Annotated in this window: 9 protein-coding genes; 3 read left to right on the forward strand and 6 right to left on the reverse strand. The window is 68.3% G+C overall.

The annotated features are described in order from the left end of the window. Positions 1-219: 219 nt before the first annotated feature. On the reverse strand, positions 220-585 hold the full coding sequence (locus tag RT688_RS18680; protein ID WP_313706349.1) for a hypothetical protein: 366 nt from the start codon (positions 583-585) through the stop codon (positions 220-222). Between the two features lie 229 nt (positions 586-814). On the opposite strand from RT688_RS18680, the gene RT688_RS18685 reads away from it, so the two are divergent. The 3 genes from RT688_RS18685 (at position 815) to RT688_RS18695 (ending at position 4,801) form a co-directional block, all read left to right on the forward strand. Further along, complete coding sequence (locus RT688_RS18685) at positions 815-1,330, forward strand: GNAT family N-acetyltransferase (protein ID WP_313706350.1); 516 nt, start codon at positions 815-817, stop codon at positions 1,328-1,330. A gap of 86 nt (positions 1,331-1,416) precedes the next feature. After that, positions 1,417-2,544 (forward strand): branched-chain amino acid ABC transporter substrate-binding protein, encoded by a 1,128-nt coding sequence (locus tag RT688_RS18690; RefSeq protein ID WP_313706351.1) that lies wholly within the window; start codon positions 1,417-1,419, stop codon positions 2,542-2,544. Positions 2,545-2,725: 181 nt separating this feature from the next. Further along, positions 2,726-4,801: an EAL domain-containing protein gene (locus RT688_RS18695; protein ID WP_313706352.1), complete on the forward strand. Its 2,076-nt coding sequence runs from the start codon at positions 2,726-2,728 to the stop codon at positions 4,799-4,801. A gap of 145 nt (positions 4,802-4,946) precedes the next feature. On the opposite strand, the gene RT688_RS18700 is transcribed toward RT688_RS18695, so the two are convergent. The 5 genes from RT688_RS18700 to RT688_RS18720 all read right to left on the reverse strand — a co-directional run. Further along, a complete protein-coding gene (locus RT688_RS18700) occupies positions 4,947-6,677 on the reverse strand; it encodes a tannase/feruloyl esterase family alpha/beta hydrolase (protein ID WP_313706353.1) in 1,731 nt (576 codons plus the stop codon). Positions 6,678-6,815: 138 nt separating this feature from the next. Beyond that, complete coding sequence (locus RT688_RS18705) at positions 6,816-7,988, reverse strand: ABC transporter substrate-binding protein (protein ID WP_313706354.1); 1,173 nt, start codon at positions 7,986-7,988, stop codon at positions 6,816-6,818. Between the two features lie 44 nt (positions 7,989-8,032). Then, complete coding sequence (locus RT688_RS18710; RefSeq protein WP_313706355.1) at positions 8,033-9,907, reverse strand: feruloyl-CoA synthase; 1,875 nt, start codon at positions 9,905-9,907, stop codon at positions 8,033-8,035. Positions 9,908-9,919: 12 nt separating this feature from the next. Further along, positions 9,920-11,365: an aldehyde dehydrogenase gene (locus RT688_RS18715; protein ID WP_313706356.1), complete on the reverse strand. Its 1,446-nt coding sequence runs from the start codon at positions 11,363-11,365 to the stop codon at positions 9,920-9,922. A gap of 198 nt (positions 11,366-11,563) precedes the next feature. After that, positions 11,564-12,113 (reverse strand): p-hydroxycinnamoyl CoA hydratase/lyase (locus RT688_RS18720; protein ID WP_313706357.1); only part of this gene is annotated, 550 nt, incomplete at its 5' end.

Here is a 12,113-nt window from a genome sequence, read left to right on the forward strand (position 1 = left end):
CGGATGCGGCGGCGGCAATTAAGCGCGTAGTAGGTGCGACGCTAGCGATAGCGCGCCAGCGGCAGGGAGGGAAGTCGACAGGTGCAGTTGGATAGACATTGAGGAGACTGTAGGCCGAATATAGTTCGGTGTCAAGCGTCGATTTTATTGAACTGTTGCGTACGTACGAAACGAAGACGGGGAATACGCCGCGCAAATTGCTTGCACGCAGCACGCGGCTTAGGACTGCGGCGGCTGGTTCAGGAACAACCAGGCGACCGCGATCACCACCATCCCGGTCGCCGTGATGCACGACCAGGTGAAGAACCAGGCCGACAGCAGGGTCGCCTGCATGGCGCGCTCGAGCACGAAGCCGAGCGCGAAATCGAAGGCGGTCAGGAAGGACCAGCGGCGCAGGTAGACCGGCAGGTACTTGCTCATGCGCCGGTTGTGCTGGAAGGCGGCGTGGCGCTCGATGGCGTTGCGCGCCCGGCCGACGTCGGCGAACAGCCAGTCGAAGAAGATGAAGCGGTAGAGCAGGGTGCGGAAGGGCAGTTCCGCGGCCTGTTCCGCCTGGGCGCGTTGCTGAGGCTGCTGCTGCGTCATGCTGGCCTTTCCCGGAGAACCGGCCCCGACAGCCGGGCGCCGACCGATGCGTTGGAAACGAGACGCCAGTATGCCGCAAGCAATGCGATCGCCGCCGGGGCGCATCAAACCGTGCGGAAACAAATTGCTCAATGACAAAAACGTGGCGGAACCTGGCGGCCCGGCCGGGTGAACCCGGCGCTGTCCTCCGGCATGCGGTAGCATGTCGCTTTTGCCCTCAAGCATTAACATGTCCCGGCACGATCCCATCGCCCTCCGATCCATCCGTGAAGACGACCTCGACGCCGTCCTGTGCGTCCAGGCCGCCTGCTATCCGCCCGTCATGCAGGAAGACGCCGAGGTGGTGCGCGCGCGCATCCGCGCCGCCGGCGCCACCTCCTTCGTCGCCGAGTCCGGCGGCGTAGTCTGTGCCTACGTGTTCGCCTACCGCAGCGGCAAGGGCGCGGTCACCCCGCTCGATGCCCCCTTCGACGTGCAGGAAGCGGGCGACACGCTCTACATCCACGACCTGTCGGTGGCGCCGGCCGCCGCCGGCCAGGGCCTGGCGCGCCAGCTGGTCGAGCGCCTGCTGGCGCTGGCGCGCGCGCAGGGGCTGGGCCATTGCGCGCTGGTGTCGGTGCAGGATTCCCGGCGTTTCTGGGAGCGGCTCGGCTTTCGCGAGGCCGCCTGCGGCGACGACGCCGCGCGGCTGGCGCTGGCGAGCTATCCGCCGGTGGCGCTCTACATGTGCCGCGCCGCCGTCTGACGGCGCCGCACCGGGACGGCCCATCCTTGCTATAGTTGTTCCTTTCGCGCTCCCGGCGCGTGGCAATACCGAACAATGAGGAAGCAATGAAGAAGCAAGCACTGGCCGCCGCCGCCCTGGCGGTTTCGAGCCTGGCATCGGCCCAGGAAGTCGTCCGGATCGGCCACTCGGCCGCGGTCACCGGCCCGGTCGCCTATTTCGGCAAGGACACCGAGAACGGCGCGCGCATGGCGATCGAGGCCCTGAACGCGCGGGGCGTGACGATCGCCGGCAAGAAGGCGCGCTTCGAGCTGGTGGCCGAGGACGACGGCGGCGACCCGAAGCAGGCCACCAACGTGGCCCAGAAACTGGTCGACGGCCGCGTCAACGGCGTGGTCGGCCACGAGACCTCGGGCACCACGATTCCGGCCTCGAAGATCTACCACCAGGCCGGCATCCCGCAGATCTCGCCGTCGAGCACCAGCCCGAAGTACACCCAGCAGGGCTTCAACACGGCGTTCCGCGTGGTGGCCAACGACGTGCAGCTGGGCCAGGCACTGGGGCGTTATGCGGTGAAGGACATGGGTGCGCGCCGCGTCGCCGTGATCGACGACCGCACCGCCTACGGCCAGGGCCTGGTGATGGAATTCGCCAAGGGGCTGCGCCAGCAGGGCGCCAGCGTGGTCGCGCGCGAGTTCACCCACGACAAGGCCAGCGACTTCAGCGCCATCCTGACCAAGATCCGCGCCCAGAAGCCCGACCTCGTGTTTTTCGGCGGCATGAGCGCGGTGGCCGGCCCCATGCTTCGCCAGATGAAGCAGCTCGGCATGAACGTGAAGATGATGGGCGGCGACGGCATCTGCTCGGACGAGATCCATAAACTGTCGGGCGGCGCGATGGCGGACGGTCAGGTATTCTGCGCCGAGGCCGGCGGCGTCGATGCTTCCGGCAAGGCGGCGATGGACAAGTTCCGCGCCGACTACAAAAAGCGTTTCGGCATCGACGTCCAGATCAACGCGCCCTACGCCTACGACGCCGTGATGACGATGGCCGAGGCCATGGTCAAGGCCGGTTCCTCGGCGCCGGCGAAGTACCTGCCGGTGCTGGCGAAGATCGAGACCAGGGGCGTCACCGGACCGATCGCCTTCGACGCGCGCGGCGACATCCGCGACGGCACCATCACCCTGTACACCTTCAAGGGCGGGCGCCGCACGGTCCTGGCCGTCACCAAGTAAGCTCGGGCCGGGTGCGGGCAGGCGCTGCGGCGCGCGCACGCCCTCTGCGCGGTTTCGCCGCCCGACAAGTCCTGCCGCGCGTGCGCTGCGCAGCGACGGCGTTACACTGTTCCCGGGCACGGGCAATACCGCACGCGCCTGCCGGGGCGGGCCGCGCCCCGAATCCGCCACCGGAGGCCGCATGGACGCGTCGGAGAAGGCCGGGCCGGCCGGTCCCGGTCCCTTGCAGGGCCTGTGGACCCTGGTCGACAACCTGGACGCCTGCTTCTACGTCAAGGACGTGGACGGCCGCTACCTGTTCGCGAACCGCGCGCTCGGGCTCGTGTTCGATGCCGACCCCGTCGCCATCGTCGGCCGCGGCGACGGCGACTTCGTCGACCTGGCCCGCTGCGACTCGATCCTCGTCACCGACCGCGAGGTATTCGCCACCGGCGCCAAGCTCGAGCGCGACGAAGAACTCTACCTGCCCGAACGCGGACGCCGCGTGTTCCGCACGGTGAAGCTGCCGCTGTTCGACGCCCAGCGCCGCGTCATCGGCCTGTGCGGTATCTCGACCGACATCACCGAAGAGCGGCGCACGCTGGACGAGCTTATCAAGCGCAACCTCCTGCTGGACACGATCCTCTCCAACGTCGACAGTTCCATCTTCATGAAGGACCGCGAAGGGCGCTACCTGTATGCGAACCAGCGCGTGCTCGACCTGCTGGGTGTCGCGCTCGGCGAACTGCTCGGCCATACCGATGCCGATTTCCTGCCGCCCGAGGTCGCCAAGCCGCTGCTGGAGAACGACCTTGCCGTGCTGGCCGGCCAGGCGCAAGCGGTCGAGGAGCACGTCACCGACGCGCAGGGCCGCAAGCACCTGTTCTGGACGCGCAAGATTCCGATCGCGCTGCCGGGGCATCCGAACGGCCTGCTCGGCCTGTCGACCGAAATCACGGAACTGCGCGGCCTGCGCACCCGGCTCGAGCACGAGCGCGTGACCGATTCCCTGACCGGGCTGGCCAACCGGCTCAGGTTCGAAGCCGCGCTCGACGAGCAGCTGCTGGCAGCCCGCGCGGGCGCCGCGTCCGCTACCCGGCTGGCGGTGGCCATCTTCGACCTCGACCAGTTCAAGTACATCAACAACAATTTCGGCCAGGCCGTCGGCGACCAGCTGATCCAGCTGGTCGCGCTGCGCCTGCAGCAATGCGGCGCCCGCATCGGCAACCTGGCGCGGCTGTCGGGCGACGAATTCGCCTTCACGCTGCCCTATGACGGATCGGTCGAGGAGCTTGCGCGCGAGGTCGAGCAGGTCCGCGCCTTCCTGTCGCAACCCTATCCGGTCCTGCAGCAGCCCCTGCACCTGACCTTCAGCGCCGGCATCAGCCTGTCGGTCACGGACGGCAACAGCGCCAACGAACTGCTCGGCCGGGCCGAGGCGGCGATGTACTCGGCCAAGGACAACGGACGCGACCAGTACCGCTTCTATTCGCGCTCGCTCGGCGCCACCGTCGCCGAGCGGGTGGCGCTGGAGCGCGACCTGCGCGCGGCGATGGGGTCGGGCGAGTTCATGCTGCACTACCAGCCGAAGATGCGGCGCGACGGCACGGTGGCCGGTTTCGAGGCGCTGATCCGCTGGAACCGGCCCGGCGTCGGCCTGGTGGCGCCGGACCGTTTCATCCCGCTGGCCGAGCAGCTCGGCCTGCTGCTGGGCCTTGGGCGCTGGGTGATCGACGAGGCCTGCCGCCAGGTCGCGCGCTGGCGCAATGAAGGAATGGGCGAGGTGCCGGTGGCGGTCAACCTGTCGACCAGCCAGCTGACCAGCGCCGAGCTGCCGGACTACGTGTTCGAGACCATCCGCCGCCACGCGCTCGCCCCGGGCAGCCTGGAGATGGAACTGACCGAATCGATGATGATGTCCGATCCCGAGCTGGCGATCGCCATCCTGAACCGGCTGCGGCGCGGCGGCGTCGCGCTCTCGATCGACGACTTCGGCACCGGCTTCTCGTCGATGGCCTACCTGCGCCAGCTGCCGGTCAACTATCTCAAGCTGGACCGCTCCTTCGTGCGCAACATCGCCGACGACCCGAAGGACGCCGACCTGTGCGCCGGCATCATGGCGCTGGCGCACAAGCTCGACATGCACGTGGTGGCCGAGGGCGTCGAAACGCGCGCCCAGCACGACGCGCTAGCGGCCGCGAATTGCGACCTGTTCCAGGGGTTCCTGTTCAGCCAGCCGATGTCGGCGGCGCAGGCGACGGAGTTCCTGCGGCGTTGACCGGCGCCGGTTCGGGTAGGGTGGGCGCCCCTGTGCCCACGCGTGACGTCTGCGTCGTGTCGACGCTTATGAAGCGCCGCGTCTACGCATCGTTCACGCGTGGGCAGGGGCGCCCACCCTACGTTGAAACCGGATAGCGGCAAGATTACTGGCAGCTGAAACTCGCCGCGTCCTCGATATTCCCGCTGCCCTTGTAGCGCGCCACCTTCGGATACGGGCACAGCGGCCGGGTGCGGGCCGCCGACCACGCGGCCGGCAGGTCGGCATTCGTGCCGCCCGCATTGCCGGCGCCGCGCGCGCTGGCCAGTACGCTGTCGGGCGCCTGGCCCTTTTCCACCCAGTTGACCAGCGGCGTCAGCATGTCGAATTGGTCCGTCGCCGGCCCGCCCGAGCAGTGGTTCATGCCCGGTACCCGGAAGAAGCGCGCGAAGTTGGCGGCGTCGCCGCCGTTGGCGCTGCGCAGCGCCTCGTACCAGCTCGTCGTGTCGGCGCTGGAGAAGATCGGGTCGCTGGTGCCGTGGTAGACGAGCATCTTGGCGCCGCGGTTCTTCAGCCTGGCCAGGTTGGCGCCGTCGGGCGGCGTCATGAAGGACGTGCCGCTTTCGGTATAGGCGGCGTTCGTCGCATTGATGCGCGCCAGCAGGCTGGCGAGGTTCGCGTTCAGGACGAAGTCGCGGCCGTCGAAGCTGGCCGGGTCTTCCGGCGGCACCGCCCAGATGAAGGCGACGGCGCCGGAATCGCGGTCGATCGGGGCGCCGAACTTCCAGCTGGCCCAGCCGTTGGTGGCGAAGCCCGCGTCGTAGGGGAAGCTGGTGTAGATCGTCGTGCCGCTCTCGCTGCTTGCACCCGCGAACAGGGCCGCGATGCCGCTCTTCTGGGCGGCGGACAGGCAGGTGCCGTCGCGCGCGCCGGCGCAGGTCGGTACGTCGCGCTCCAGGCTGAAGGCGGCCTGGCAGGCGCCGGTGTCCTGGACCAGGCCGTCGGCGGCGCCGTCCAGCGCGTCGCACTTGCCGAGCACGGCGTTCGACAGCAGCGCGCGCTCGGCCTGGGTGAAGCCGGTCGCCAGGTCGCCCGGGGTCGAGGCCAGCGCGGCATAGGTCTTGGCGCCGGCGATGTTGGCCAGCGCGGCCAGCGGCAGGCGGTAGCCGGGATTACCGACCAGGTAGCCGTCGTACTGTTCGGCATAGCGCGCCGCCGCGACCATGGTGTGGCGCCCGCCGTTCGAGCAGCCGCCGATGTAGGAGCGGTCCGGCGCCTTGCCGTAGGCGACCTGGATCAGGCTCTTCGCCATCGGCGTAAGCTTGCCGACCGCCTGGTAGCCGTAGTCGAGGCGGGCCTGCGGGTCGAGGCCGAAGAAGGGTGTCGGTGCGCCGTGACCGGCGTCCGAGCTGAGCACGGCGAAGCCCTGGTTCAACGCGTTGTCGAGCGGGCCGCCGCCGCCCACCGGGCCGGTGGCCGTGACCACGCTGCCGTCGACGCCGCCGTTGGCCTGGTAGAAAAAGCGGCCGTTCCAGTTGCGCGGCAGGCGCATCTCGAAGCCGATCGCATAGCTCTTGGCGTCGACCGGGCTGACGCGGCGGAACATCTGGCCCAGCACCTGGCAGTGGGCAGCGACCGGCTTGCCGGCAATCGCCAGGGTGCCGGCCGCGATCTCGCTGGCGGCGGTGATGGTGGTGTCGGGAATATTGACGCGGGTGGCCAGCTCCGCACAGGCGCCGAGCGTGGCGCCGACGGCCGGGGCCAACTGGGGCAGTTGGGCGACTGGGGGCGGCTGTTGCGGCGCAGGTTCTTGGTGGCCGTTGTCGTTGCCGCTGCAGCCCGCGAGACCGATGGCGGCGATCGCGGCGAGCATTGTTCTGGAATGCTTGAGGTGCATGCGTATGTTCTCCAATTGCGAAACCGTTGGATTGGCGAAACGTCGGGATGAATCGGTCCGGCGCAGCCCGTGGACGGGCTGCGGCAGGACCTGCACTACAGGGAATAGGGTAGGGTCTGGACTTGACCGGCTGGCGGCTTAGTCCGGCATCACGTCCTTGAGCACGCCGATCGGCTGGTTGACCAGCTTGCCGTTCACCTTCTTGACCTCGCGGATGTACATGTTCTGGACGATGTCGCGGGTCTTGGGGTCGATGCTGATCGGGCCGCGCGGGCTGTTCCACTTCATGCCCGACAGGGTTTTCACGGCCGCGTCGCCCGTGACCTTGCCGTTCAGCTTGCGCACGGTCTCGTAGATCATGCCCATGGTGTCGTAGGCCGCAACGGTCACGAAGGTCGGCGCCGGGCGGTTCGGGTTGGCGTCGGCGTAGGCCTTGAGGAAGGCCTTGTTCGCTTCGTTGTCGAGCGCGGTGGAGTAGTTCAGCACCGTGACCGCGCCCAGCGCGCGTTCGCCCAGGGCTTCCAGGGTCGGCGAGTCGCTGGTCATGTCGCCCACGCCGAGGAACTTGATGCCGGCCTTGTCCAGGCCCTTGTCGCTGAAGGCCTTCAGCAGGCCGGCGCCGTCCTCGGCGCCCGGGGCGAAGAAGAACAGGGCGTCGGGCTTCTGGTCCTTTACGCGCTGGACGAAAGGCGAGTAGTCGGGATTGGCCAGCGGCACGCGCGAGGAGCCGACGATCTTGCCGCCGGCGTCAGTCAGGCCTTTGGCGAACTTGGCCTCGGCGTCGTGCCCGGTGCTGTAGTCGCTCACCAGCGAGTACACGTTGCCGATCTTGTTCTGCGCGGTCCAGGTGCCGAAGGGTTCGGTCATCTGCTGCATCGTCATCGAGGTGCGCAGCATGTAGGGCGACTTGGCCGTGATGCCGGTGGTGACCGCGTTCATCACGATCATCGGCGTCTTGCCCTGGGTTGCGACCGGCGCCACGGCCAGCGCGCTCGGGGTCAGCGAGAAGCCGATCAGGAAGCTGACCTTCTCGCGCCCGATCAGCTCCTGGGCCGCGCGCTTCGAGAGCTCGACGTTGCTGCCGCCGTCGTCGCGGTAGATGACCTGGATCTTCTTCCCGGCCACGGTGTCGCCGTGCTGCTTCATGTAGGTCTTGATGCCGTCCTCGAAAGGCTTGCCGATGTTGACGAAGGGGCCGGTCAGGGCGGCGATCACGCCGATCTTGATCGTGTCGCCGTTCTGCGCGTAAGCGCCGCTGCTGGCGAAGGGCAGGAATGCGAGGCCGATGCAGGCCAGGGTCTTCAGTTTCATGTCGTCTCCTCGTTTTTTTAGGTAGGTGCCGCTGAAAGGTGCCGCTAATTACCGTTAACCGTGCTGAAAATCGTCTGTGTCTCGGTTCCGTCGTACATCGCGTCGACCAGGGCCGCGCGCCGGTTCAGCACCGCCGCCTGGTTGATCGAACCCTTGTCGGTCTGCTCGCGGTGGTCGATCGAGGGCGGCTCGGCCAGCAGCAGCATGCGTTCGATCCGTTTCGATGACCCGGTGGCGTCGACATTCAGTTGGTCGAGCAGGCGCTTGAAGTGATCGCGCACCGGCCCGCTTGCCAGCACCTCGGCGGCCGGCGTGCCCGCGGGCAGGCCCGAGAGCGCCGTGCAGTGATCCATCCGCGGGAACACCATCACGCCGATGCTGCCGCGGTTCAGGCCCGTGACCACCGCGTCCTGCACGTAGGGCGCGCCCTGGCTGATGACGCGCGCGCGCAGCGGCCCGACGCTCACGAAGGTGCCCGAGCTGAGCTTGAAGTCCTCGGCGATGCGGCCGTCGAACATGAAGCCCAGGGTCGGCTGGCCTGGGTCGACGAAGCGCAGTGCGTCGCCGGTGCAGTAGTAGCCGTCGGCATCGAAGGCCTCGGCGGTCAGGTGCGGCGCGCGCCAGTAGCCGGGCGTCACGTGCGGCCCATGGAAGCGCGCTTCGAGCTTGTCGCCGATCGGCACCAGCTTGACCTTGCAGCCGGGCGCCGGCACGCCGACGTAGCCCGCCTTGACGATGGGGCCGGTGCCAAAGGTGCAGGACGGCGCGGTCTCGGTCATGCCCAGGCCCGTCATGATGCGGATGGTCTCGCCGCAGCGCTGCATGGCCACCCGGTCGAGGTGGTCCCAGCAGGCCTGCGACAGGCCGGCGCCGGCGCAGAAGAACAGCTTCACGCGCGAGAAGAAGTTGGCGGCGAGCCGGTCGTCGTGCTCGAGCGCTTCGGCCAGCATCTCGAAGCCGGCCGGGATGTTGAAGTAGACGGTCGGCGCGATCTCGCGCAGGTTGCGCAGCGTGCGTGCGAAGTCCTGGCGCGTGGCGCGGCCGTCGTCGATGTAGAGCGTGCCGCCGTTGTAGAGCACGATGCCGACGTTGTGGCTGCCGCCGAAGGTATGGTTCCAGGGCAGCCAGTCGAGCAGCACCGGCGGATCGATGCCGAGGAAGGGGAAGGTCTGGAGCAGCATCTGCTGGTTACTGCAGAGCATGCCATGGGTCGTGATGACCGCCTTCGGCTTCTTGGTCGAGCCCGAGGTGAACAGGAACTTGGCGATGGTCGCCGGTCCGACCTGGACGTTGCGCAGGTCGACCGTGGTCGGCTCGGTCTCGAGCAGCGCCGCGAAGCGGGTGGCGGCGCGGCCGGGCACCTCGCCATCGGCCAGGATCAGTTCGGTCCCGGCGGGCAGCACGGCGTCGATGGCGCCTGCGAAGGCATTCCCGTCGGTCGCGTAGAGCGCGCCCGGCGTAAGCTGCTCGACCAGGTCGCGCAGCTTGGCCGGATCGGACGCCACCAGCGAGTAGGCCGGCGACAGCGGCGAATAGGGCACGCCGGCATACATGGCGCCGAGGGCAAGCTGGAAGTGCTCGAGGTCGTTCCCGGACAGGATCGCCAGCGGGCGCTCCTCGGACAGGCCGCGGTCGAGCAGGGCCTGGCCGATGCGGCGCGCGCGCCGCAGCACCTCGGCATACGACAGGCGGATCCATTCGCCATCCGGCCCGCGCTGGGCGACCAGGGTGCGATCCGGATGCTGCTGCGCGCCTTCGACCAGGCGGTCGGTGAAGCGGCTCGGCACGGGGGCCAGCGGCGTGACGGCGTCCACGTGCCAGGCGCCGTCCGCCTGGTACGCTGCGACCTCGGGATGCCCGAGCTCGACGAATCGCCGCTTCACGTCGCTGCCGCCTGCCGCAATCGAAGATTGGGTCATGGCGGCCTCCGCTCAGATCGGGTAGTGGCGCGGGGTGGTCTGGACCGTGATCCAGCGCAGGTCGGTGAACTCGGCAATCGCCGCCTTGCCGCCGAAGCGCCCGTAGCCGCTGCCTTTCACGCCGCCGAAGGGCATCTGCGCCTCGTCGTGCACGGTCGGACCGTTGATGTGGCAGATGCCCGACTCGATGCGCTGGGCGACCGCCATCGCGCGGCCGATGTCGCGGCTGAACACCGCCGAGGACAAGCCGTATTCGCTGTCGTTGGCCAGGCGGATCGCTTCCTCGTCGGACTCGAAACGGATGACCGAGACGATCGGGCCGAAGGATTCTTCCTGGTAGACCAGCATCTCGGGCGTGACCTTGTCGACGATGGCCGGCTGCATGATGTTGCCATCGACGCCTTGTTCGGTTTGCGTGACGGTCGCGCCGCGCTCGCGCGCGTCGCGCAGCATGGCGTCGACGCGGCTGGCCGCCGCCGGGTCGACCATGCCGGCCAGCGGCGCGTCGCTGCGCGCGGCCTTCAGGGTAGCGGTCTTCGCGGCGAGTTTGCGGGTGAATTCATCGGCTACTTGGCTAGCGACCAGGATGCGGTCGGCCGACATGCAGATCTGGCCCTGGTTGAAGAAGGCCGAGAAGGCCGCCGCTTCGACGGCGGCGTCGAGGTCGGCGTCGTCCAGCACCACGACCGGGTTCTTGCCGCCCAGTTCCAGCAGCACCGGCTTCAGGTACTTGGCGGCGGTCTGGGCGATGATGCGGCCGACCTTGGTCGAGCCGGTGAAGTTCACCCGGCGTACGGCGGGGGCGGCGATCAGGCGCTCGACGATTGCCGGCGCGTCGTCCGGCGCATTCGTGATGACGTTCACCACGCCGGCCGGGAAGCCGGCTTCCACGAAGACCTGGCCGATCAGGCGGTGCAAGGCCGGGCACAGCTCCGAGGCCTTCAGGATCACGGTGTTGCCGCAGGCGAGCGGCATCGCGACCGCGCGCGTGCCCAGGATCACCGGCGCGTTCCAGGGCGCGATGCCGACCACCACGCCGCAGGGCTGGCGCACGCCCATCGCGAGCGAGCCCGGCACGTCGGACGGGATGACTTCGCCCGCGATCTGGGTCGTCATCGCCGCCGCTTCGCGCAGCATGTTGGCGGCCAGGGTCACGTTGAACTGGTACCACACCGGGGCGCCGCCGGCTTCCGCCACGGCCGCTTCCACGAATTGCCCGCGCAGGGCTTCCATCTTGTCGGCGGCGTTGAGCAACAGGGCGCGCCGCGCGCCCGGCGGCATGGCCGACCAGGCGGGGAAGGCGGCCTGGGCCGCGGCGACGGCGGCGTCGACGTCGTCGAGCGTGGCGGCGGGGGCGCGGGTGGCGACGTCGCCGGTGGCGGGATTGCGGCGCTCGAAGGTCGCGCCGTTGGATGCGGGGCGGACTTCCCCGTTGATCAGCAGATCGGTCTGGAACATCAGAGGTCTCCTCTGTTTTATCGGATAGAAGGCGGCCTTACGTTCGGGGCAGGTGAAAATCGCCATGGCTGTGTTGCATCGTCTGGCCGTACGCGCGTACTGGCTTCAACGATGCGCCTTGCCCTGGCGCTTTTTCACCTGCCCTCGGAGGGCCGCCGCCATTATTATTGTTTTGTTCTGAATGCGGGGCTTTATCTATTACGCCCGCTTATAAGTCTGCAGGCCGGGCTTGATGGTCTTATCGTCCAGGAACTGCTTCAGGCCTTCCTTGCGGCCCTTTTCGGGGTCGCGGTAGTTCGACTGGTCGGTCTTGGCGTAGAGGTAGTCTTCGCCTTGCTCCCAGGTCAGTTCGCGGGCGCGCTTGAAGCCGATCTTGGCGTAGCGCAGCACCACTGGGTTCTTTTCCAGCAGCTTGTTCGCCAGCTCGATCACGGCATTGCGCAGTTCCTCTTTCGGCACGCTCTTGTTGACCAGGCCCATGGCGGCCGCTTCCTTGCCGGTGAAGGTGTCGCCGGTCATGATGTAGTGCAGGGCGTTGCGGTGACCCATGGTGTCGGCCACGGCCTTGCTGACCAGGTTGCCCGGCGGGATGCCCCAGTTCACTTCGGACAGGCCGAACACGGCGTCGTCGGCGGCGATCGCCAGGTCGCAGGCCACCAGCGGCGAGAACGCGCCGCCGAAGCACCAGCCGTTGACCATCGCGATGGTCGCCTTGCTGTACATGCGCAGCAGCTTCCATTGCCATTGG

The organism is Massilia sp. (genome assembly GCF_032106685.1).
Lineage (GTDB): Bacteria > Pseudomonadota > Gammaproteobacteria > Burkholderiales > Burkholderiaceae_D > Telluria.